This is a genomic window from Vibrio sp. R10-SG3-ISO10 (assembly GCF_059834185.1).
In genome coordinates this window covers 158,724-181,447 of record NZ_JCBDHG010000020.1, presented here as the reverse complement: position 1 = coordinate 181,447, position 22,724 = coordinate 158,724, and the positions used below count along the sequence as shown (strand labels likewise).

The 22,724-nt window shown below is 46.2% G+C and carries 22 protein-coding genes; 1 reads left to right on the top strand and 21 read right to left on the bottom strand.

The genetic code is table 11. The features are described from left to right. Positions 1–3: 3 nt before the first annotated feature. From AC6R16_RS10865 to prmB, 3 genes are all read right to left on the bottom strand, one after another. The gene (locus AC6R16_RS10865; RefSeq protein ID WP_500674366.1) at positions 4–1,908 is read right to left on the bottom strand and encodes a bifunctional metallophosphatase/5'-nucleotidase; all 1,905 of its coding nucleotides are present in this window, start codon (positions 1,906–1,908) and stop codon (positions 4–6) included. Between the two features lie 234 nt (positions 1,909–2,142). Next, positions 2,143–3,228, bottom strand: coding sequence for a chorismate synthase (aroC, locus tag AC6R16_RS10860; RefSeq protein ID WP_500639563.1), 1,086 nt, complete (start codon positions 3,226–3,228; stop codon positions 2,143–2,145). Between the two features lie 183 nt (positions 3,229–3,411). Next, positions 3,412–4,344, bottom strand: coding sequence for a 50S ribosomal protein L3 N(5)-glutamine methyltransferase (gene prmB, locus AC6R16_RS10855; RefSeq protein WP_054961311.1), 933 nt, complete (start codon positions 4,342–4,344; stop codon positions 3,412–3,414). A 62-nt stretch (positions 4,345–4,406) separates the two neighbouring features. Between prmB and smrB the strand changes: the two genes are divergently transcribed. Next, the gene (gene smrB / locus AC6R16_RS10850; protein ID WP_038197586.1) at positions 4,407–4,937 is read left to right on the top strand and encodes an endonuclease SmrB; all 531 of its coding nucleotides are present in this window, start codon (positions 4,407–4,409) and stop codon (positions 4,935–4,937) included. A gap of 180 nt (positions 4,938–5,117) precedes the next feature. Here the strand turns inward: smrB and flhB are convergent, their stop codons facing one another. The 18 genes from flhB to AC6R16_RS10760 form a co-directional block, all read right to left on the bottom strand. Beyond that, on the bottom strand, positions 5,118–6,248 hold the full coding sequence (gene flhB, locus AC6R16_RS10845; RefSeq protein WP_500639562.1) for a flagellar biosynthesis protein FlhB: 1,131 nt from the start codon (positions 6,246–6,248) through the stop codon (positions 5,118–5,120). Positions 6,249–6,256: 8 nt separating this feature from the next. Next, positions 6,257–7,039: a flagellar biosynthetic protein FliR gene (gene fliR, locus AC6R16_RS10840; RefSeq protein ID WP_500639561.1), complete on the bottom strand. Its 783-nt coding sequence runs from the start codon at positions 7,037–7,039 to the stop codon at positions 6,257–6,259. 8 nt (positions 7,040–7,047) lie between these two features. Beyond that, the gene (fliQ, locus tag AC6R16_RS10835; RefSeq protein WP_004744470.1) at positions 7,048–7,317 is read right to left on the bottom strand and encodes a flagellar biosynthesis protein FliQ; all 270 of its coding nucleotides are present in this window, start codon (positions 7,315–7,317) and stop codon (positions 7,048–7,050) included. Positions 7,318–7,330: 13 nt separating this feature from the next. Further along, on the bottom strand, positions 7,331–8,200 hold the full coding sequence (gene fliP, locus AC6R16_RS10830; protein ID WP_500639560.1) for a flagellar type III secretion system pore protein FliP: 870 nt from the start codon (positions 8,198–8,200) through the stop codon (positions 7,331–7,333). Beyond that, a complete protein-coding gene (fliO, locus tag AC6R16_RS10825; protein ID WP_500674365.1) occupies positions 8,193–8,594 on the bottom strand; it encodes a flagellar biosynthetic protein FliO in 402 nt (133 codons plus the stop codon). Before fliO ends, fliP begins: the two co-directional genes overlap by 8 nt. A gap of 13 nt (positions 8,595–8,607) precedes the next feature. Continuing rightward, positions 8,608–9,018, bottom strand: a complete 411-nt coding sequence (fliN, locus tag AC6R16_RS10820) for a flagellar motor switch protein FliN (protein ID WP_049846666.1) — start codon at positions 9,016–9,018, stop codon at positions 8,608–8,610. Positions 9,019–9,039: 21 nt separating this feature from the next. Continuing rightward, positions 9,040–10,089: a flagellar motor switch protein FliM gene (fliM, locus tag AC6R16_RS10815; RefSeq protein WP_500639558.1), complete on the bottom strand. Its 1,050-nt coding sequence runs from the start codon at positions 10,087–10,089 to the stop codon at positions 9,040–9,042. A 7-nt stretch (positions 10,090–10,096) separates the two neighbouring features. Further along, a complete protein-coding gene (fliL, locus tag AC6R16_RS10810) occupies positions 10,097–10,594 on the bottom strand; it encodes a flagellar basal body-associated protein FliL (protein WP_500639557.1) in 498 nt (165 codons plus the stop codon). Positions 10,595–10,629: 35 nt separating this feature from the next. After that, complete coding sequence (locus tag AC6R16_RS10805; RefSeq protein WP_500674364.1) at positions 10,630–12,696, bottom strand: flagellar hook-length control protein FliK; 2,067 nt, start codon at positions 12,694–12,696, stop codon at positions 10,630–10,632. Between the two features lie 139 nt (positions 12,697–12,835). Further along, complete coding sequence (gene fliJ / locus AC6R16_RS10800; RefSeq protein WP_500639555.1) at positions 12,836–13,276, bottom strand: flagellar export protein FliJ; 441 nt, start codon at positions 13,274–13,276, stop codon at positions 12,836–12,838. 6 nt (positions 13,277–13,282) lie between these two features. Then, complete coding sequence (fliI, locus tag AC6R16_RS10795; RefSeq protein WP_500639554.1) at positions 13,283–14,605, bottom strand: flagellar protein export ATPase FliI; 1,323 nt, start codon at positions 14,603–14,605, stop codon at positions 13,283–13,285. Then, the gene (gene fliH / locus AC6R16_RS10790; RefSeq protein ID WP_500674363.1) at positions 14,605–15,405 is read right to left on the bottom strand and encodes a flagellar assembly protein FliH; all 801 of its coding nucleotides are present in this window, start codon (positions 15,403–15,405) and stop codon (positions 14,605–14,607) included. Before fliH ends, fliI begins: the two co-directional genes overlap by 1 nt. Positions 15,406–15,425: 20 nt before the next feature. Beyond that, positions 15,426–16,481 carry a flagellar motor switch protein FliG gene (gene fliG / locus AC6R16_RS10785; RefSeq protein WP_500639552.1) on the bottom strand — a complete coding sequence of 352 codons (1,056 nt, stop codon included), beginning with the start codon at positions 16,479–16,481 and terminating at the stop codon, positions 15,426–15,428. Then, positions 16,474–18,222, bottom strand: a complete 1,749-nt coding sequence (fliF, locus tag AC6R16_RS10780) for a flagellar basal-body MS-ring/collar protein FliF (RefSeq protein WP_500639551.1) — start codon at positions 18,220–18,222, stop codon at positions 16,474–16,476. Before fliF ends, fliG begins: the two co-directional genes overlap by 8 nt. Before the next feature lie 15 nt (positions 18,223–18,237). After that, positions 18,238–18,549: a flagellar hook-basal body complex protein FliE gene (gene fliE / locus AC6R16_RS10775; RefSeq protein ID WP_500639550.1), complete on the bottom strand. Its 312-nt coding sequence runs from the start codon at positions 18,547–18,549 to the stop codon at positions 18,238–18,240. A 96-nt stretch (positions 18,550–18,645) separates the two neighbouring features. Next, positions 18,646–20,046, bottom strand: coding sequence for a sigma-54-dependent transcriptional regulator (locus tag AC6R16_RS10770; RefSeq protein ID WP_500674362.1), 1,401 nt, complete (start codon positions 20,044–20,046; stop codon positions 18,646–18,648). Further along, positions 20,046–21,107, bottom strand: coding sequence for a sensor histidine kinase (locus tag AC6R16_RS10765; RefSeq protein WP_500674361.1), 1,062 nt, complete (start codon positions 21,105–21,107; stop codon positions 20,046–20,048). The genes AC6R16_RS10770 and AC6R16_RS10765 overlap by 1 nt, the downstream gene beginning before the upstream one ends. Positions 21,108–21,229: 122 nt before the next feature. Beyond that, positions 21,230–22,696: a sigma-54 dependent transcriptional regulator gene (locus AC6R16_RS10760; protein WP_500639547.1), complete on the bottom strand. Its 1,467-nt coding sequence runs from the start codon at positions 22,694–22,696 to the stop codon at positions 21,230–21,232. Positions 22,697–22,724 lie beyond the last annotated feature (28 nt).

Here is a 22,724-nt window from a genome sequence, read left to right as displayed (position 1 = left end):
TATTTAGTTAATCGCTTCTATTATTGCGATGTCTCTCTCAAGAGCCTGTTTTTCATAATCTGAAGCTGAGGCAAATTTGTTTTGACGCATTTTCACCGCTTCTTTCGCTGCTTGGTCATTGGCAAACTTAAGCCCTTTGACATTGATTGAAGCAATGTTGGTGTATCTACCATCTTCACTACTTGGTACAGAGATCTTACCTTTATTAATAAGAGTTTTAACCACTTCTCGTTCTTTGTTGTAACTATCATCCATACCCACTAGCTGCCAACGCTTTTGCGGCTTGCTTTGGTAGTGGCCTTTCTTCTGTTCGGTCAAATAGCGGATGGTTAAGTTGCGAATCGTACCTTGTTCTTCACCATACACCGCTTTCGAATCAGACAACACTTTAAAGTCACGACCTTCAAGTACTCCGCCTTGCTTGGTCAAGTGGCCCATACGATAGCTATTCATACCTAGTCGAATCGCCGTCTCATCTTTAACAGGGGTTCCATCTGCGAACTTAAGATCTGTGATTCGTTGACCTTTCGGTTGAGTTAAATCGATCTTATAGGTGACACCTGCAAAAAAGTCGTTCGTCGAGTATTTTGATGCGCGACGTTCTGGGTCAAAGCTGTAAGTCACATCACCGGGCTTCACCGAATTAAAGTACCCTGCTGACCACTCCATGTAAGTTTTAAGGTCTTTACCCGTCATCTCATAAACGGTAATTTCGCCACCTGCATACTGATAGTTGTAGGCGATGTCTTTAGCCTTAATTGTCCCAACATTAAGCTGCGCTTTATCGTTGTCAATTTGTAGAGCAATCACATTTGCTTTCGGTGAGTAATAGAAGCTCGCTTCTTGGTACAAGGCACTTATCCCCGTATCTTGCACGTGAACCTGCGGAATTCCGCGAATTTCATTTTCAGGGACTAGGTCAACACCTTTTAGCTCAGCGATTGGGCGGTTAGCCATCTCTCTTAAGCGCTTGTGGTATGGCTGATACAACTCTTCCATTTTTTCGTCCGAGACAATGCCATCGATCTTATAAGTAAAGCTGTCTTTGTTGACTAAGGTGTATTGTCCATCGCGTTCTTCAAATTGAAGATCGACACGCGAAAGTGCACGTCCATACTTATCTGGCTCTGTAACAATAACGCCATTGACGACAACCTTATCAATGCGTGTATGCATATGGCCTGCGACAATAGCATCTAGCTCTGGGTTGATATTGGCAATATCTGTCACACCCGTATCAGCAATGTCATTTTCATTATCAATCCCCATGTGCGCAACGAGCACTAGCGCATCAACTTGATCATCCAGCTTTTTAATGATCTTTTTCACTTCGAGGCTAGGGTTAGTAAATGTCATACCATCTAAACGGTTAGTACCTTTGGCAAACACTTCCGTCATAGGAGTATCCATGCCAATCACACCAATTTTTATGCCGCCACGCTCGATAATTGTGTAGCCTGGTAGGAATCGGTTACCGTCTGGGCGCTTAATGTTGCCAGCTAAACTTTGACCTTTAAACTGTTTAAGAGAACGATTGAGCACACTGACGCCAAAATCAAATTCATGGTTACCCAAGACCCAAACGTCATAATCCATCTCATTGAAGCCAAGCATCATAGGATCAATCGGTTCATCTTTGAATGTCTCGACAAAGTTACCTTGAATCGTATCGCCTGCATCAACCAAGATGACATTAGACTCTTGCTGACGAATGTCCTTAACTTTTGTCGCAATTTGGCTAAGGCTTCCACGCATGTTGAGTTTATCCGCGGCGTAGTCCCATGGCATAAAATGACCATGAATATCAGATGTACCTAAGATGGTAACCTGATGAATGTCTCCATCAGCGGCGAATGTAGGAAAAGAGAGGAAAAAAGGGATTGCACAAGATAACAGCTTCTTGTTCATTTTTTATTCACCTAGTTGTTAATAAACCAGGCGGATACTAGTATAAAGACGGACATATATGTGTGATCTCTGTCATTACAACAGATAACTTGACCTTACTATTACAAATAAAATTGTGACATATATCACCATCAAACTTTAGCATTTAGCCAGCCAATAGATAGCCCTCACATTTATTGACGCACATACTAAACGGCCTCCATAAATGGAGGCCGTTTTCAAATCTTTGGTTGATTAAATCTTTGGTGTTTCTGTCATCACACCTTGATTTTGACCGCGATGACGAAGCAAATGATCCAATACCACAATCGCTAACATGGCTTCAGCAATAGGTACTGCGCGAATACCCACACATGGGTCATGACGACCTTTAGTGATCAGTTGCGTTGGCTCACCCTGTTTAGTGATGGTTTCACCTGGCACAGTAATACTTGAAGTCGGCTTTAGCGCAATATTCGCCACGATATCTTGACCCGTAGAAATACCGCCTAAGATGCCACCAGCGTGGTTGCTGGCAAAACCGTCTGGAGTTAGCTCATCTCTGTGCTCGCTGCCCTTTTGGTTTACAACATCGAATCCGTCACCAATCTCGACACCTTTCACCGCATTGATGCTCATTAGTGCATGGGCAATGTCTGCATCTAAACGGTCAAATACTGGCTCACCAAGACCAACAGGAACATTGGTCGCAACCACTTGAAGCTTGGCACCAATAGAGTCACCTTGCTTTTTCAGATCACGAATAAGTTGATCAAATGCGTCTACCTTGTCAGCATCTGGGCAGAAGAATGCATTGTTTTCAATCTCGTCCCAATCCACTTTCTCAATTGAAACATCACCCATTTGAGAAAGATAAGCACGGATTTCAACGCCAAATTCTTGCTGAAGGTATTTCTTAGCAATTGACCCTGCTGCAACACGCATTGCCGTTTCACGTGCAGAAGAACGACCACCACCTCGGTAATCACGCACTCCATACTTTTGATGGTAAGTGTAATCCGCGTGGCCCGGACGGAATTTGTCTTTAATTTCTGAATAGTCTTTCGAGCGTTGATCGGTATTTTCAATCAACAGACCAATTGAAGTACCCGTTGTTTTACCTTCAAATACGCCAGATAGAATCTTTACTTCATCCGGTTCGCGGCGTTGAGTGGTATAACGAGAAGTGCCTGGGCGACGGCGATCCAAATCAACTTGAATATCCGCTTCAGTGATTTCTAAACCCGGAGGACATCCGTCGACGATACATCCTAGTGCGATACCGTGACTTTCCCCGAACGTGGTGACTCGGAAATGTTGTCCGATACTGTTTCCTGCCATTACTTCCTCAATCTTATAAGCCCGTAAAGTGGGCTTTACACTTCAATTCTTCGTAAATTCATAGTCGCTTTATTACGGTTTGATGTAAACCCCTAAAAAGGATCTATTTTGCTTTTTAACCCGCAATAAAAAACGCCAAGCATAATCTGCTTGGCGTTTTGTTAAAATCATCAAATAGAACAACTAGTCTTTGTAGATAGAAAACTCTGCTGCGTGTTCTAACATCTGTTCACGAGTAAGCATAAACACACCGTGACCGCCGTTTTCGAACTCTATCCATGTAAATGGAATATGTGGGTATTGCTCCATCATATGCACCATAGAGTTGCCTACCTCACAGATAAGAATGCCGTTGTCGGTGAGGTAATCTGGCGCGTTCGCTAAAATGCGACGTACAAGTTTCAGACCATCTGTACCTGCCGCCAAGCCTAGCTCTGGCTCGTGAGTGAACTCGTCTGGTAGGCTATTCATGTCTTCTTCATCCACATAAGGTGGGTTAGACACAATTAGGTTGTACTTCTCTTTAGGCAGATCACGGAATAGGTCAGAACGGATTGGGAAAACTTGTTGCTCCATACCATGATCTTGAACGTTCTGCTCAGCAACTTGTAAAGCATCGGTTGAGATATCAATCGCATCCACTTCCGCTTCAGGGAAAGCGTGCGCACAAGCAATAGCAATACAACCACTGCCGGTACAAAGATCCATAATGCGTGTTGGTTCTTCAACTAACCAAGGCTGGAACTCAGCTTGAATCATCTCACCAATCGGAGAGCGTGGCACTAATACACGCTCATCAACAAAGAATTCTAACCCGCAGAACCAAGCGCGGTTGGTTAGGTAAGCCGTTGGAGTGCGTTCGTTAATGCGCTTTACTACACGCTCAACAATACGCATACGCTCGCTGGTTGTCAGGCGAGAATTCAGTACATGCGGAGGCACATCAATTGGCAAGTACAGTGTTGGTAGAATCAGCTGTACCGCTTCATCCCAAGCGTTATCAGTGCCATGACCGTAAAAAAGGTTCGCAGCGTTGAAACGACTGACAGTCCAACGAATCATATCTTGAAGCGTGTGAAGTTCTGAAACCGCTTCTTCTACAAAAATCTTATCCAAAATTGCCTCCGAAAAGCGCTACAATACTGCTAATTGCATTTATATATTTACTAATTAGTCCCATGAGCAAAAAAGACACCGATATGGATGACGACTTCGCCCTTTTTAGGGATGCAGTACAAGGCGTAAAAAAGTTGTCACAGGATACCATAGTCCAGCAGCCAAAAAAAAATACTAAGCAAAAAGAAATTACTCGAACCGCCCGTGAAGCAAGCGATACAGAGTTTTACTTCTCAGATGAGTTTGTTCCGCTTCTCAATGAAGATGGTCCAACACGTTATGCGCGTGATGATGTTTCCCAGTACGAAGTAAAACGCCTGCGCCGTGGTGTGTATGTACCCGATGTGTTTTTGGATATGCACGGCATGACGCAGCAAGAAGCGAAGCGCGAACTTGGCGCGATGATCGCCTATTGCATCAAGAATGAAATCTCTTGTGCTTGTGTGCAGCATGGCATCGGTAAACATATCCTTAAGCAAAAAGCCCCACTATGGCTTGCTCAGCACCCTGACGTGATGGCTTTCCACCAAGCGCCGTTAGAATTTGGCGGCGATGGCGCACTGTTGGTGTTGCTTTCAATTCCAGAGAAGTAACGAGATACGAGATACGAGATACGAGATACGAGATACGAGATACGAGATACGAGATAATTGTATCTCTTTGAGAACAACTCACGTCAACGACTTCTGATAGAATACTAGCATACCCATCTCGCAGGGCGAAGCCCGCTCTCGATTCTCGTAGCGTAGCATTCTCGAAGGCGTAGTCCGTTCCTATTTCCTATACTCCGGTGGAATCGGCAGCTCTGACGCTTTGAGGTTTGGTCTTTGGCCACCGCGTTTGCGGTATTGTTTCAACTGGAATACGTAGGCAAGGATCTGCGCGACAGCGGTAAATAACCCGTCTGGGATCTCTTGCTCTAATTCTGTTGAATGATACAGCGCACGGGCTAATGGCGGAGCGGGAACAACATAGATATCGTGCTCGCGAGCAATCTCACGAATTTTAAGTGCCATATGGTCTGTCCCTTTCGCCACCACAATTGGAGCACGATCTGTGTCTTGCTTATAGCGCAGCGCAACGGAAAAGTGCTCTGGGTTGGTTACGATAACATCGGCTTGTGGCACTTCAGACATCATTCTGCGCTGCGCAGCCTCTCGTTGCAGTTGGCGAATACGGCCTTTGACTTCCGGTTTACCTTCGGTCTCTTTGTATTCGTCTTTGACTTCTTGCTTTGTCATTTTTAGTTGATTGGCGTGTTGCCAAATCTGAAATGGAATATCAATTGCCGCGACAATTAACAAGGTACAGCTAATCAGCAAGATGAAGTCGAGCAATATATCCAGCGAGTGAAAAATGTTCTGCGGATAAACGTCCAAGCTCAATTGAAATAGGTCTTCCTTGGCAGCACTGATCAAATAGAACGCCATGCCAGACACCAAAGCTACTTTGAGGATGGACTTAATCAGCTCAACCCAGCTTTGCAAACCGACCATACGCTTTAAGCCGCTTAACGGATTCATCTTCGACCATTTAGGCATTGCGGCTTCCGCTGAAAAGCTAACTCCGCCAACCCCGGCAGCCCCTATCAAAGCCGCTAGAAATAGAGTGACTAGAATAAGCAACAAAGGTAGGAGCAAACTACCTAATGAGCCCAAAGCAATATCAAACAGCTTAACTTGGTCAAAAATCTCTTCTCGTGAGAGAGTAAACATCCTGCCCATAGAACCAAATAGCGCGCGTGCAAGCCCCTCCCCAAACCACATGAGGGAGATGGCTCCTACGACCAATACAGATACCGACGCTAACTCTTTTGACCTTGCAACCTGCCCTTTTTCACGAGCCTGCTGCAAGCGTCTGGGCGTGGCGTCTTCTGTGCGTTCTTGACCGTCTGACTCTGCCATTCAGCCTCCTAGCAGTTCAACCTGATGAACGAGCAAACTTGCTGTTCACCCTGTAACCAGATTAGCTCATAGTGGTTAAAGAGCCCGGCAATAATGTACCAACACAGTAACAAACCGACCATAAGCGCAAAAGCAAAGCCTAATGAGAAAATGTTCAACTGCGGCGCAGCACGCGTCATAACACCAAACGACAAGTTGATCGTTAGTAGTGCGATAATGCCTGATAGCGACATACTCAACGCCGCTTTAAACATAATGCCTAACCACAAGGCTAACTCTCTAAAATCGACCGTGGTTAGTGAGCCAGTGCCAATTGGCAGTGACTTGAAGCTCATAACGACCAACATGATCATCTTTAAATGGCCATCGGTTGCTAAGAAGAACATGGTCGCTAGAAACATAAATAGCTGACCAAGTAAGGGGGTGTTCTGGCCGTTGGCAGGGTCAACCATTGACGCAAAACCTAAGCTCGACTGCATACCTAAGATCTGACCGAGGATAACGAAAATCTGGATCATAAATTGGGTCACGGTGCCCATCGCAACACCGATAATAATCTGCTCTAGCAAGGTCATGAAACCGGCAAAAGAGAGCAGTTCAATATTATCCGGCACCGCCGGGATCGCAGGCATAACCGCAAAGGTAATCGCTAACCCCAAATAAAGACGAACACGAGTAGAAACAAAACGAGCGCCCGTTACCGACATCACCATTAGCATGGCTGCAATTCGGGTATAAGGCCAAAAATAGTTGGCTATCCAGTCTAAAACAACGCTCGTTGGGTATTCCATAGCGCTACCTAGTAGAGAACCTGAGGCAGTCGCTCAATCATGCTAAAGAAAAACTCCATCAGCATTTGGGTCATCCAGTGAGCAAACAACATCAGCGCGAGTAGCGTAACAATCAAACGGGGTAAGAAACTTAAGGTTTGTTCGTTGATCGAGGTCGCCGCTTGGAAAATAGCAACCACTAAACCAATCAGCAGACTGGGAATAATGATCGCACACACCATGATGAGTACCATCCAAAGTGCTTCACGAAACAGCTCAACGAACATTTCAGGAGTCATAGTCTTTCTCCCGTCACAAGGCGAAACTGCCGGCCAAGGTCGACAAAATTAGGTTCCAGCCATCTACTAAGACAAACAACATCAATTTAAATGGAAGTGAAACGATCATAGGAGAAAGCATCATCATACCCATCGCCATCAATACCGATGCCACCACCAAGTCGATAATCAAAAAGGGCAAAAACAGCATAAAGCCTATCTGGAAAGCCGTTTTAAGCTCCGAAGTGATAAAGGCAGGGATTAACACCGCCATCGAAACATCTTCCGGATTTGTTGCCGTCGAACCTGAAATATTGACGAAGGTTTCTAAGTCTTTGACACGCGTTTGCTTGAGCATAAAGTCTTTCATTGGCACTTGAGCCACATCAAATGCCTCGCGAGCGGTTATCTGCTCATTGATGTATGGCTGAATCGCGTCATCGTTAATTTTGTTTAGCACTGGCGACATGATGAAAAAGGTGAGGAAGATAGCAATACCAATAATGACTTGGTTTGATGGCGTTTGTTGCAAACCCATCGCCTGGCGGAGGATAGACATAACAACGACAATTCGCGTGAATGATGTCATCAAAATAACCATGGCTGGCAAGAAACCAAGCATGGTCATCAACGCGAGAATTTGTAGGTTGATGGAGTAGTCTTCACCACCGTCAGCATTGGTGGTCATAGTAAAGGCTGGAATGCCCCCTCCTGTCGTCGTGCCTGCGGCTATCGTGCGTGACGCCCCTTGCTCCTTTTCCATCGCAGTGACTGTCACTGAATCAGATGGAGCAACATTAGCAGGCACAGGAGTTTCTAGCTCCTGCTGAGCAAGAGTGAGCGTAGAAAACAGTGTCAGAACAAACGCTAAGACAATCAGTGTTAGGTTATTAGCTTTAATCATTCTTCTTTAATAGCTGAGTCAGTTGATTGGAAAAAGGACTCGTAGCCATCTCCTCCTGAGACAAAGGTTTCTCCAGTTTCGAGATTAACTGTATCGACTGCGCGGTGACACCAACCAAAAACTGCTCCTCTCCAGCTTGAACAATCACGATACGCTCTTTATGACCAACCGCAATTTGTCGCACAACACTTAAGCCTTTTTGATTAACGAGTCCAGGAACTCGCATACGCTTGAGTAACCACGCCAAAAATAAAATAAAGACTATAACGAATAAGAGCGACCCAAAGGTGGTCGCCCAATCTAACTGACTACCTGGCGCAGTCGAGGTAGCCATTGCAGAAGGAGAAAGCAGTAGAAACGAGTAAAGTAAGCACTCGTTAACCTTTAAAGACATACTTATCCTTACACTATCGAAGTTTCTTAATACGCTCAGTTTGACTAATAACGTCTGTAAGACGGATACCAAACTTATCGTTAACAACAACCACTTCTCCGTGAGCAATCAAGGTACCGTTAACTAATACATCCAGTGACTCACCCGCTAAACGCTCTAATTCAACAACAGAGCCTTGGTTTAGCTGCAGCAAGTTACGGATACTGATCTGCGAACGGCCAACTTCCATCGAGATAGTGACCGGAATGTCTAAGATAGTATCTAGCTTACGGCGCTCATCTTCTGAGATTGGTGACGAAGTATCTTGTAGTTCGTCGAGCTGAGCGTTCATTACCTCATCGACGTCTACCTCAGGTGCATCTGGATCTTCTCCTAATGCCGCCGCCCATTCGTCCGCCAGTTTTTGGTCGTCACTCGGTTCCATATTTGTTACCTATTCACTCTCTTAATCTTCGATTTCGCCTTCGTCTTCTTCTAATTCAGAAATGACGTCTTTACCTAAGAAGGCGATATCCGTTTTAACCACATCTGGTCGTTTAATTTCTTCTGAAACTTGAATGGCTAGCTTGTCACCGGAGCGCCCCATCTTGACACGATAGGTTGGTAACTCTTCGACAAACATCACCGCATGCTCAGGCATATCAACTGGGATGATATCTCCAGGTTGAAGCTCCATAAGGTCTCGTAGCGAGATGTCTTGTTCTAGCAAGTCTACGCGGAAGTTAACCGGAACATCCATAATCTCTTCGCGCAGAGCTGTGCTCCAACGAACATCAGTTTCCATCTTGTCTGATTGAACACCCGCATCTAACAGTTCGCGAATCGGTTCAACCATGGAATACGGCATCACCACGTGGAAGTCACCGCCTCCGCCATCCACTTCAATATGGAAGGAGCTCACGACAATCACTTCCGTCGGGCTGACGATGTTCGCCATGCTCGGGTTCACTTCAGAATCAAGATACTCAAACTCAACCCCCATTACTGGCGACCAAGCTTCTTTATAGTCTTCGAAGACAATTTTCAGTAGCAATTGAACAATTCGACGCTCGGTTGGCGTAAATTCACGACCTTCGATACGAGCATGGAAACGACCATCGCCACCAAAAAAGTTCTCTACTAAGATAAACACCAAACGTGCTTCCATGGTGATCAGCGCAGTACCCTTAAGCGGCCTGAAGCGAACCATGTTCAAACTAGTCGGTACATACAACGTATTTTGGTATTCACCAAACTTCATCATCTGTACGCCATTAATAGAGACTTCAGCCGTTTTTCGTAGCATGTTGAACAAGCTGATTCGCATATGGCGGGCGAAACGTTCATTGATCAACTCTAGCGTTGGCATTCGACCACGAACAATGCGGTCTTGTGATGAGAAGTCGAAGTCTACCGCACTGGCATCCGAGGCAACTTCTTCCTCTTCGGCCTCATCAACGTCATCTACACCGTGTAAGAGAGCATCAATCTCATCTTGGCTTAATAGATCAGTCACTCGTCACCTATTGCATTACAAAGTCAGTAAACAGCACACGTTCAATCACAGGCTGCCCTACTGCTCTATTCAAACTGGCTTTAATGTCATCAGTCGCTTTATCGCGTAGTTCAACTCGACCATTCACCGTACGTAACTGGTCTACAGTGGCAGAAGCAAACGTACTTAATAGCGAACTTTCAATCAGTGGAGAATGGTAACGGGCAAGGTTCTCGTTCTCACTACCACGCACCATGAGCTGAACTTTAATCTGAACTAGGCGATCTTTCTTATCACCCGTAACATTAAACAGAAATGGTTGAGGAATATTGACGTAAGCCACTGGGTCTGTTGGCGCAGCAATTTCTTGTTGCATTGCTTCTTGTCCCTCTGTTGGCTCATCTGAGCCCATTAAGAAGAAAGCAGCTCCGCCACCACCTGCAAGCAAAACGACTACTGCAATAATGATGATAAGTAGTTTACTTTTTCCTTTGGGTGCTTCCGTTTCGAGTTCTTCGTCTGCCATAACTTAACGTTCTCTATTCTTTTGTTTTTAACAGTTTAAGCGTAATAACTAATTCCATCACGCTTTGCTGCGACATTCAAATCAAGATTGATGTCTGGTTCAAGGTTTTCTTCTCCTGAGAAGCCCTGATTGCTGTTACCTTGACCATTATTTCCTTGTCCATTGTCGGCGTAGCGTCTTTGCTGCTGACCGGACGCTTGTTGCTGAACAGAACTGTCTCCTAATTGTACACCCTGTTGAGCAAGCATTTCGCGTAATCTCGGCATTGATTGTTCAATCACATCGCGGGCTTGTTGGTTGGCAACCGTAAAGTGCACCGTCGCTGCATCACCATTCATATGCATACGTATCTGCATTCGACCAAGCTCTGGTGGGTCGAGACGAATATCGATGTTTTTCAGGTTCTTCGACATCATCATCTGCACGCGCTCAGCAACTTGCTCTCCAGCAAGCTCTCGATTTAATTGCAATGGCGCTTGAGCGGCTTGTTCAGCTCTAACCTGACCTAAAGCCCCCGGGCCTTGCTGGCCTGAAGCCTGCGACAATTGCTGAGCGAAACCTGTATTGGATTCAGCGCCTTGCTGGGCCCCATCTTTGTTGGCCGCCATTTGCCCAAGCGTACCCGCCGCTTTTGCCCCCATAACCGCTTTAAGCATGGCTTGGTCTTGAACCATAGCTGCATTTGGTGACGCTGCCATTTGCTGTATTTGAGCCGCGGCTAAGTCAGTCGGCATGGTTGGGACAACAGTTTGCTGCTGCGCAGAATGTGCAAGCTGTGCTTGAGATTGCTGGTTAACAATGGCTTGATGTACCGACTGAGCGACTGGCGCTTGCTGAGCCTTAGGCATAGCGTCCGTTTTAATGGCGACGTCTTCTTTCGCTTGGCCTTCTGCCGAAGCAGCCCAAGGGATAGCGCCAGCGGCTACTGCCGCGGCTGCGATACTAGGATCAATGTCTTTTTCAGTTTTATTATCGCCTGCCGCTGCTAATGATTGCACTCCGCTCGGAGCCTGCACCGCGACAGTGCTGGCGGCATCAGGCGCTTTTTCGGCACTAGACGCTGCAGCTACCGCTGCTCCCCCCAATACCGTAGCTCCTGCGGCCAAGGCGGCCCCTTCAACAACAGCTGAGTCCGAAGCTTCTGATTGTTCTAAATCGGAATTCGCCTGCACTTTTGTTTCACTACTCGCAACATGCTCAGCGTGTAAGTGTTCACTATCAACTTGAGGTTTAATTGGTTGGTCTGCAGCTTTAACAACGTCATCTTGATTAAGTACCGTTGCCCCTGTCACCGAAGTCGGTACCTTTTCGCTTGGCTGTTGTTGATCTAACTTACCGTTTTTCTGCTCTGAAGGTTGTTGGACAAAGCGCTCTGCAGACGCTGGAACCTCAACCTCTTCACCATCGGCAGATTTTACGACAACGGTCTCATGCTGCTGCGACGTCATCGCTTGCTTGGTTTCAGGGTCAGTATTCTCTGCCTTTGGACTTAAGTTAGTCGACTGAACTTGATCATCATCGACATTATTGCTCACCGCTTTAGCAGCGCTCAGTGCCGCCGCCTCTTCATTGCCTTGCGCAGCTTTGTCGGTAACAACCTGCTGAGTAGAATCATCTTGTGGCAACGGTTTGCCGTCTTTTGGTTGAAGCGCCTTATTTGAGTGATCAAGTCTCTGCAAGACTTCATCATTGTCTGAAACGATTTTTTCCGCGGATTGGGAACTGGCTTGAGCGACTTCCTTATCGGAAACTACTGACTTTGCAGTCTCGCTGACCTCACCTTCAGCCGAAGACTTCTCTGACTTGATAGACGGGCTCTCTTCTGAATCCAAAAGCTCATCAGCACTTTGGCTCTCGGTTGCTGCGACCTTGACACTTTTAACTTCAGCATCACTCTCTACGCTCGCCTCTTCACCTTCTGCGCTGGTTGTCGCTTGGCTCTTGTCAACTTTGCCCTCTGACTCACCTTCACCCTTAATAAGTGCAGCAAGTTTGGAGAAAAAACCACCTGACTCTGAAGATTCAGAGGTCGCGTCACCACCTTCTGTTGTGGCGTTAGTCACTTTAGGACTTTCAGATACCGACGATAGATTGATATTCATACCAGGTTCACTCTTAATTGCTCAGCGCCAGTCAGACTCTAGGCGGCAAGGTGCCAATAGGATTGCGTTAATTTCTAGATATACTGCAAGAAGCACGCCATTTAAAGCAGCACATTGACGTTCAGCTAAGCTTATGAGGTTAATTCAAACTTCTGCGGGAAAACTGAAGGGTCGCAAATTCATCCATCTGTTTTTGTTCTCGAATGTTTTGCTGACGTTCTTTTTCCGCCTGTTTCTTCTCTATCATCCATTCGTAGGAGCGTCTTTGTTTACGACTCTCCAACCAGTTCTGCTCACACCCTTCTACTTGGCCTTTAAAGTGCGATTCTGCTTGCTTCTGCTTAGCCAAAGTTTCATCGAGCGTGGTTAAGAAGCGATTAAGGTGGGAATATTGACTGGCTGTGAGACCTTGTTGACCACGATCAACGAGTTGCTGGCAATAATCAAGACGGTATTTTTCGATTTGTTCAAGCTGCTGATAATACCCTTCTAGCTCAGAACGAGCTTGTCCTAGCGCCAAAACCGCTTGGTTTTCTCGCTCTTTTGCCTGTTCTAAAAGAAATTCTAGTGCGTTATCCATCGCTTATTACTCGCCTTGTAACAGCCCGCGAAGCATGTTGAGACACATGTCGTATGGCACCGTCTCTTTCATCGTCTGCTGCAAATATCCGTCCAACTTAGGTTTAAGCGTAAACGCTCCGTCTATTGCAGGGTCTGTCCCTGGCTTATAAGCTCCAATTGAAACAAGATCTTGATTCTTACGGCACACAGACAGAACCTGACGTACTGCTTTCGACATCAACACATGCTCCTCAGAAGTGATCTGAGGCATAACACGACTGACTGATTTCTCTACATCAATCGCTGGATAATGTCCGGCATCCGCCATTTCACGAGACAGTACTACGTGACCATCAAGAATAGCACGTGACGCATCAGCAATTGGGTCCTGTAAGTCATCACCTTCAGTAAGAACAGTAAAAAACGCAGTGATAGAGCCTTGTTCAGGACTACCATTACCCGCTCGTTCAACCAAAGCAGGTAACTTAGCAAACACTGAAGGCGGATAACCTTTGGTTGCTGGAGGCTCACCGACAGAAAGTGCTATTTCACGCTGAGCTTGGGCAAAGCGGGTCAAAGAATCCATCAAGAGTAGGACATCGAGTCCTTGATCACGGAAATACTCAGCGATGGTTAACGCGGTCTGACACCCTTTTAATCGCATCAGTGGTGAAGAGTCGGCAGGCGCGGCGACCACGACAGAACGCTGACGGCCATCAACACCCAAAATTTCTTCAATAAACTCTTTAACCTCACGGCCACGTTCGCCAATCAAGCCGACAACAACAACTTGCGCAGTTGTACCTCGGGTCATCATACCCAAGGTGACCGATTTACCAACACCAGAGCCGGCAAATAGGCCAATACGTTGGCCTTTGCCTACGGTCAACAGACCATTGATGGCTTTAATGCCGACATCAAGTGGTTCAGAGATAGGTTTACGGGCAAGAGGGTTAATTGGGTCTGCATTAAAGGAAGCGCGTTTTTCGGTATAGATCGGGCCAAGACCATCAAGTGGGTTGCCCACACCATCAATAACTCGCCCAAGTAATTCCATACCCACAGGTAAGCCAGACTCACTGGTTAAAGGCGTGACTTTCGCACCAGGTAGAACACCTGTGATTTGTTCACTAGGCATTAGGTATAAGCTTTCACCGGAAAAGCCGACGACTTCCGCTTCCATCTCACCATGCATGGTTTCAACTCTACATAAACTGCCGATTGGCGCTCGACATCCTGTTGCTTCGAGAGTTAACCCGACAACGCGGACTAATTTACCCGCAGCGACAGGTCGGCATGTGAGCCCTTGAGTTTTGTATTGTGAAAGGCGATCGGCGAGAGCTAGCACTACTCACCACCCTGGTGGCGATTCACTCCACAAAAGCTTTGAATAACGCTACGGATACGATCTTCCATACGGTAGTTGACACTCGACTCCCCAGCTTCAATCTGAACATCACCACGATTTAGCGCTGGCTCAGCCATCAGTGTCCAATTGCGGAATTCAAGTTCTTCAGCTCCGTATGAAGAGCGAATAATTTCAACATCATCAGGATGAAGTTTCAGAGTGATCGCGTGCCCCGAGATCGGAAGCGACTCTACCGATTGCTTAATGGTATCTAAGATAACTTGAGGGTTGGTTTGTACCTCAACATGAACGACTTCCCTGACTAAAGTCAGTACCATGTCGACGAGTTGTTTCTCGACTTGAGCATTCATTAACTCAAGTGGTTGAGCAAATTGGTTAGCCAGATTCACAAACGTCTGAACCTGCTGCTGAATAAACTCTTGTCCAGCAGCAACACCTTCGATCTTACCGGCTTCTAGGCCCTCTTGATGGCCCTCTTGAGTTCCTTGCTCTTTGCCTTTTTCGTACCCTTGCTTGAAGCCAGCCTCTTGCCCCTGATGAAGCCCTTCCTGATAAGCCTGCTGTTTAATCAGCTCAATTTCTTCTTCAGTGAGCTCTTTCGGCGCTTCTTCCGCTACAGGTTCAGCGATAGGCATCCAGCTCGGATCGTAATTCATCGCCGTTTCTTTGGCCTGCTTATGAGTTTGCGAGGTGTAATCAGGCATACCCCATCGCTCTGGTTTTTCTACCAGCTCATCGTTATCCAGACGTAAAAAACCGCGTTTCCTTTCCAAAGACATAGATACCTTGTTCAGTTAAATTATAGGAACTCGTCCGCACCGCCACCCAGCATGATCTCGCCAGAGTCAGCCATGCGTCGTGCAATTGCCAATACTTCTTTCTGCGCTGCTTCCACATCAGATACCTTGATTGGTGGCATTGCCTCAAGGTCATCGCGCATCATCTCAGCGGCACGTTTAGACATATTCTTGAAGATCTTCTCGCGTAGAGGCTCATCGGCACCTTTAAGTGCTCGCTGTAGCGCATCTTGCGGAACATCACGCAGCAATTTCTGGATGCCTTGGTCGTCCACTTCGATAAGGTTCTCGAATACAAACATAAGATCTTGAATCTGTGTTGCCATGTCTTCGTCTTGATCGCGAATTTGCTCCATCAAGATACCTTCGACATTGTTGTCCATGTAGTTCATGATCTCTGCCGCAGCCTTCAGGCCGCCAATTTTGGCTGCTTGAGCACCTGCTTGACCTGCGAACTGTTTCTCCATGATTTCGTTCAGTTCAGCCAGTGCCGAAGGCTGAACTTCTTCTAGGTTGGCAATACGCATCATTAGATCTAAGCGGTCCCGCTCAGCGAACTGGTTAAGGATCTCAGCTGACTGATCAGGCTCTAAGTATGAGAGTACAATGGTTTGAATCTGCGGGTGTTCGTTGATGATGATGCTCGCTACCTGACGAGGGTCCATCCATTTCAGCGAATCGAGACCTTTCGAACCTGTACCCAATAAGATTTGGTCAACGAGGTTGTTGGCTTTGTCTTCACCCAGTGCGGCGACTAGCGCATTGCGCATAAAGTCTTCGCTGCCCATACCAATGTTGGTGTATTTCTGAATATCTTCTAAAAAGGCACGGTGAACAGCACCGACCTTTTCTTGGCTTAAGTCCGCAGCGCGCGCCATCGCGCTACCTACTCGTTGAACTTGTTTCGGTTCTAAATGGCGAATAATACCCGCAGCGTCTTCCTCATTAAGACTGAGTAAAAGAATCGCCGCGCGCTCTTCGCCCGGGATGGTTGATATATCCACGGTGTTTTCTACTACCTCACCGCCCTCTTCCTGTGGAACTATTTCGTTAGGCATCCTGCATCCAATTCTTCACTACTTGTGCTGCCAGCTCAGGTTCATTAGCAACCAGTGCACGCACTGCTTTCAGCACATCTTCATCTTTGTGTAGGTTAGGCAAGTCAATACTTGAGCCAAACTCAAACAACTCGCCACCGTCTAGGTCTCCACCAATTAGGCTAGTTTCACCATCAGCACCAATTGGTAGTCCATCTGGTCCGTAAAGTTGATCTTCATCTTCATCCGACGCAGGGTTGAGGAGTTTTTTCAATGCTGGGCGGACAAGTACCAAGACCACAACAATGATGACCAATGCACTTGCGAACCAACGAATCCAGTCATTGAAGTTAGGGTGTTCCCAAATAGGCACGTCCGCCAAGACTTCAACTTCAGGCTCTGCAAACTGCATACTCAGTACATTAAGTAAGTCACCACGTGCTTCACTAAACCCTACGGTACCAATCAATAGCTGCTTAATAGAGTTTAGTTCAGCGTCAGAAATTGGTTGATAACTGGTCTCTCCGGTATCCGGATTAACAACCGCACGATTCTTCACAGCTACCGCGACAGTTTGACGATTCACCACTCCTGTTTGACGACGTTCGTGGCTGATCGTGGTATCAAGTTCAAAGTTACGCGTCGCCTCTTTATGTACGGAGCCTTGACCTAAGGTCGTGCCATCTTTCATCTGCGCCACATCTTGTGGAATAGATGCATCTGCAGGAGGCTGGTTGCTTAGTGCACCAGGTACACCTGCAACGACGTTACCGTTGTTGTAATCCTCTAGCGTGTATTCGCTTCGTGTTGAAGGTGTATTAGGGTCAAAACGCTTACTGGTTTGTTCAACCGCGCTAAAGTCGAGTTCAATATCCACTTGAGCGGTATAGTTACCAAAACCTAAGATTGGAATGAGCACTGAGTCAATTTTTTCACGCAGCGCTTGTTCTTGCTTACGCTCTAATTCATGCTCTTTGCGACGCGCTGCTGATGCTGGGTCTTGGGAACCTGAGCTAAGCAAGCGACCATGCTGATCAGTGACGGTAATGCGGTTAGGTTTCATTCCTGGTACCGCACTAGCCACCATATCAACGACTGAATCCACTTCTTCTTGTTTGAGGTTAGCGCCCATATTGAGCGTTAGAAATACTGATGCGGATGCTTCTTGGTTATGGCGAACGAATACACTCTGTTTTGGCAACGCAAGCAGGACACGCGCTTTGCGAACTTGCTTCATCTCTTCTATCGCTTTAGACAGTTGACGTTCACGACTTAGCTTGAGACGTTCTTGTTCTAGACGCTGAGATACACCAAAGCCCATATCTTGCAGAAGAATTTCATCGCCGGCTTGTTTCTCTTGATTAAGACCAGCACGAACCATATCAAGCTTAAGCGAATTGAAATTACTTGCAGGAACCAAAATGGTATTGCCTTCAAGTTTGTAATCGAGCTTTTGTTGATCGAGATAATCTAAGACAGGAATCAATTCTTCTGTTTCATAGATGCCCAAAGGACGCATCTCTGGTTCTCTAACCCAGAAGAACAGCATAACAATCAGAGCAACACAGATAGATATAGAAAGAACCAGTACTACCTGACGAAGTAAATCGAGATCACCTACCGCCATATCAAACTTGGAGCTGGATTTTTCGTCCAAATCAGGGTTTTGAACTTGCGTATCAAGATCCGACGTAGCCACCATTGCGCTTTCGCCAGCACCTTCAGTCACGGTTAGATCGGTTGATGAATTTTGCTCTGACACAGACTTTACCTAACTTTAAACTGGCATATTCATCAATTCTTTGTACGACTCAACAAGCTTGTTTCGTACTTGAATTGTGGCTTCGAAAGCAACGCTAGATTTGTTTCTAGCAATCATTACGTCAGAGAGTGAAACATCAGCATCACCACGATCAAATCGCATTTGAAGGTCGCTAGACGTCTTTGAGAGGCTATTAACGTTGTTGATAGCATTATTGAGCAGTTGACCAAAATCCGCACCTACTGTTTGTCCAGTAGCCGCAGGTTTGGTGCCACTAGCCTCAAACATCATCGCTTGCATTTCGCTTTGAAAACCGTCAACTCTCATCAAAACCTCAGTAGTCAACTCTTTGACTTAAATTAGTGCTTGTGTACTGACGCTGCAATCATCGTGCCACGTCAGTACTAGAAGAAAAATAACACCTTAGTTTGGTATTTCAATCCCGGCATCACGCATTTTTGCTAATTTGTAACGCAGAGTACGTGGGCTAATCCCCAGCTTCTCCGCCATTTCTTTACGTCGGCCATTACACTCTTCCAAGGTATCCAGAATAATGGCGTATTCTTGATCGCGCAGTTCGCCACCCAACCCGCTGCCAGACGTCAGGTTGCTACTTTGCTCAGCAACTGGCTTAACGTTAGGAACAATGCAATCACCGGTTTCTACCGCGACTTGTAAACTAGATGCATCTTGCCAATCAAGTCCTTCAAGTAGAATGTGCTCTGAGTCAATCTGACCACTTTCACTTAAGATTAACGCTCTCTGTACCACGTTATCCAACTCACGTACGTTACCCGGCCATGTGTAAGAAAGGAGCTTGTTGATGGCATTCGCCGTTATGCTAGGGACTGGCATTCCCAACTTCTGGCAGTGACGCTCCACAAGGTGTTTGGCTAGCGGTTCAATGTCACCGACGCGCTCGCAAAGTGCAGGCCAAGCAATTGGGAAAACATTTAAGCGGTAGTACAAGTCTTCACGGAAATTGCCTTCTTGAACATATAACTTTAAGTCGCGGTTACTGGTCGCAAGAACACGAACATCAAGCTTGATGCTCTTTCGGCTCCCTAATCGTTCGACTTCACGCTCTTGCAGAACACGCAAAAGCTTAGCTTGCAGGCTCAGATCCATTTCGCTGATTTCATCCAGTAGGATGGTTCCGCCTTGCGCCTGTTCAAACTTACCCGGACACGCTTGAACCGCACCGGTAAACGCTCCTTTTTCATAGCCGAACAGTGTCGCTTCTAGCATGTTGTCAGGTATCGCCGCACAGTTAATCGCAACAAATGGACCATCTTTCCGATTCGAAGCGTTGTGAATGTAGCGTGACATGACTTCTTTACCAGATCCGCTTGGACCTAATACCATTACGCTGGCATCCGTTTTCGCAACTTTGTCGGCAAGCGCTAACAATTTAATGCTTTTTTCGTCAGCGACAACGGCGTCACCATTATCATCAGATTTAACTGGCGCGTAACGACTAACCATATTTAGCAGAACTTCTGGTGCAAAAGGCTTCGCCATATAGTCAATGGCGCCATCTTTCATCGCGGAAACTGCATCTTCAATGTTGGCATAAGCCGTCATTAGAAGTACCGGCAGATTTGGCCAGTGCTGTTTGATGTTTCTAAGCAACGCCAAGCCGCCCATACCAGCCATTTGCACGTCTGACACAACAATATCTACGCTGTTTGTCTTAAGCTTCACTAAGGCGTCTTCCGCGCTGTCCGCCTCAAGCCATTCATAACCAGCCAGAGCCAAAGTGTCGACTAAGGCTTCGCGTAGACCTTCATCATCTTCTACGATCAGTACTTTGCTTTGAGCCATTATTCTTCTCCAGTCATAGCTTGTTGATCAGGGTGAGGGTGACGTTCAAGCGGAATACACACGGTAAAGCATGCGCCGTCACCTTGCTCTGAAATGAGTTCCAACCTTCCATTGTGAGCACGACACACCATCTGCACTACCGCAAGACCGAGTCCAGTCCCTTGCGAGCGAGTGGTGAAGAAAGGTTCCATAATTTTGTTTTGCAGTTCGGCGGGAACGCCAGGACCGCTATCTTGTACGGAGATTTTTAATTCGCCGTTAACAGGTCTAAAAAACACGTCTACTTGGGATTGCTTACCTGCAATTTGAATCGCATTCATTACCAAATTACTTAACGCCGACGCAATAGCATTTGCATTGCCAAGCAACTGGGTTTGTTCTTGCTCAACTTCCAAACAGTAATCGATCTGATTGTTTTTCAGAGCGGTTTCAACCATAGGAGAAAACTCTGCTACCAAATCTGCCACGGTGAACGGCTTAACAACCTTATTGTCACCACCTTTAGCAAACAACAACATGTCATTGACCTGCTTTTCAAGGTCGTGGAGGCGATCCATCAGCTTGGTTTGAAACCTGTCTTTTGTCGCGGGTGGTAAATTGGGTGCGCCTAAGTTTGAGGCATATAACATTGCGCTTGAAAGTGGTGTTCGAACTTGGTGCGCCAGTGAAGCCACCATGCGACCAAGAGAAGAGAGACGTTGCAAATCACTAATTCGCGATTGTAAGAGACGTGTCTCAGTCAAATCGGTAATCAGAATCAACTGTCCAGTCTTTGAGGCTGAAATAGCTAAACGAACTTTACGACCATTGCGAAGCGAAATCTCGTGGCCATCGTCCTCCCTTGGTGCGAAAGCTTGCTGAATAACCTCAAACCACTTTTCACCTACTAAGGGGACTTCCAATAAGCGCAAAGCTTCTGGATTAGCTTCCTGCACGACACCTTGAGTATCTAGCAATATAACACCAGCAGGCATGACATCGAGTACCTGCTGATAGCGTTCTACTTGTTGCTCTAGTGTGCCTAGTGGCATCGGATTATCGACCGACGGGGTTAACTGCATGACGTATTTCTGCCTTAAAAACTACAATAGCCTGACATGCAAAAGACACGCCAAGCTATTTGTTTTATATTTCAATCACTTAACCTAAGGTCAGTAAATTGACAGTCAGATTTTACGTCAAACTAGCGCTGTAAATTGTACTTACGCATCTTCTCAACCAAAGTCGTTCGGCGCATACCCAGCATGTCTGCCGCTCTTGCGACAATACCACCTTGCGCCTCTAAAGCTTGGTTAATCATGTTGACCTCAAGATCCGCCAGCATCTCTTTAAGATTGACACCTTCAGGTGGAAGACTTTGCGGAGCATTTTCATGCTCTTGGAAAATATCATTAGACTCTAAGCTGAAATCTTCAGAGAAGATATCTTGCAGCGCATCGCGTTCTTGCTCTTCGACAGATTCAAGGTTGTTGTACTCTGGCTGGAACTCCGGAATATCACTATAGCGATACTTGGTCGGTAGATGATTCACATCAACCAAGCTGTTTGGATACAGGATGATCATTCGCTCTACAAGGTTAGCAAGCTCACGAACGTTACCAGGCCATTCATGCTCCATCAATGAGTTGATTGAACGCGGCGTAAAGCAGATAGGCTGAGCACCTTCTGATTCCATACGAGTCATTAATTCCTGAAGCAACAAAGGTATATCATCTTTGCGATCGCGCAGTGCAGGCATCTCGATTGGGAACACATTGAGACGATAATAGAGATCTTCGCGGAAAGACTCTTCATCAATCATTGTTTCCAGGTTGCGGTGCGTTGCTGCAATAACACGAACATTGACTCGGATAGTGGTATTGCCACCGACACGCTCAAAACAACGCTCTTGAAGCACTCGAAGCAATTTAACCTGCATAGGCATTGGCATATCGCCAATTTCATCTAGAAACAGCGTACCACCTTCAGCAAGTTCAAAGCGGCCTTTACGTGACGTAATCGCTCCTGTAAACGCCCCTTTCTCATGACCAAACAACTCACTTTCAAGGAGGTCAGGAGGGATCGCCCCGCAATTAATTGGCACAAATGGACCATTGCGACGAGCTGAATGATAGTGAATGTTGCGAGCGACGACTTCTTTACCTGTGCCAGACTCCCCCAAAATCAACACATTTGCTTCTGTTCCAGAAACCTGCTCAATAAGATGGCGGACTTCTTTAATGCCGTGGCTTTGGCCAACAAGGCTACGGAACAAAGTGTTTTTACGAGAAGAGGAAAGAACATTTACACCTTTACGGCCTAAAAAGTCTTTACAGTGGCGCAGCGCTTCACTTAATTGCGGATAATTTAATGGATACTCCAGCTCACCAACATAGTTTGTTAGCTCTTCAACTGGATAAGAATGCTTTCCGGCAATAAGTAAAGGAATATGATTAGCCTGGGATAATTTATCGCTCAGCTTGGAAGGTAATTTATTATTATTTAGAGAACCAAGAATACAACCGGCCCACACTCGAGACCAATCTAGGTCATCAAGCTGATCAGAAGTGATCGCCTCACACTGTTCTCCAACAAATTCTAAAATATTACTGAGATTGACTCGTGCTTGCGCATCATCTTCAATCACAAGTAGTTTTGCTAAACCTTGCATAGGTGAGAATGTTTGCCTTTATTTTGAA

Coding starts and splice junctions, on each gene's coding strand:
- AC6R16_RS10865 (WP_500674366.1), bottom strand. CDS start 1,908: ATGAACAAGAAGCTGTTATCTTGTGCAATCCCTTTTTTCCTCTCTTTT.
- aroC (WP_500639563.1), bottom strand. CDS start 3,228: ATGGCAGGAAACAGTATCGGACAACATTTCCGAGTCACCACGTTCGGG.
- smrB (WP_038197586.1), top strand. CDS start 4,407: ATGAGCAAAAAAGACACCGATATGGATGACGACTTCGCCCTTTTTAGG.
- flhB (WP_500639562.1), bottom strand. CDS start 6,248: ATGGCAGAGTCAGACGGTCAAGAACGCACAGAAGACGCCACGCCCAGA.
- fliR (WP_500639561.1), bottom strand. CDS start 7,039: ATGGAATACCCAACGAGCGTTGTTTTAGACTGGATAGCCAACTATTTT.
- fliQ (WP_004744470.1), bottom strand. CDS start 7,317: ATGACTCCTGAAATGTTCGTTGAGCTGTTTCGTGAAGCACTTTGGATG.
- fliP (WP_500639560.1), bottom strand. CDS start 8,200: ATGATTAAAGCTAATAACCTAACACTGATTGTCTTAGCGTTTGTTCTG.
- fliO (WP_500674365.1), bottom strand. CDS start 8,594: ATGTCTTTAAAGGTTAACGAGTGCTTACTTTACTCGTTTCTACTGCTT.
- fliN (WP_049846666.1), bottom strand. CDS start 9,018: ATGGAACCGAGTGACGACCAAAAACTGGCGGACGAATGGGCGGCGGCA.
- fliL (WP_500639557.1), bottom strand. CDS start 10,594: ATGGCAGACGAAGAACTCGAAACGGAAGCACCCAAAGGAAAAAGTAAA.
- AC6R16_RS10805 (WP_500674364.1), bottom strand. CDS start 12,696: ATGAATATCAATCTATCGTCGGTATCTGAAAGTCCTAAAGTGACTAAC.
- fliJ (WP_500639555.1), bottom strand. CDS start 13,276: ATGGATAACGCACTAGAATTTCTTTTAGAACAGGCAAAAGAGCGAGAA.
- fliH (WP_500674363.1), bottom strand. CDS start 15,405: ATGTCTTTGGAAAGGAAACGCGGTTTTTTACGTCTGGATAACGATGAG.
- fliG (WP_500639552.1), bottom strand. CDS start 16,481: ATGCCTAACGAAATAGTTCCACAGGAAGAGGGCGGTGAGGTAGTAGAA.
- fliE (WP_500639550.1), bottom strand. CDS start 18,549: ATGAGAGTTGACGGTTTTCAAAGCGAAATGCAAGCGATGATGTTTGAG.
- AC6R16_RS10770 (WP_500674362.1), bottom strand. CDS start 20,046: ATGGCTCAAAGCAAAGTACTGATCGTAGAAGATGATGAAGGTCTACGC.
- AC6R16_RS10765 (WP_500674361.1), bottom strand. CDS start 21,107: ATGCAGTTAACCCCGTCGGTCGATAATCCGATGCCACTAGGCACACTA.
- AC6R16_RS10760 (WP_500639547.1), bottom strand. CDS start 22,696: ATGCAAGGTTTAGCAAAACTACTTGTGATTGAAGATGATGCGCAAGCA.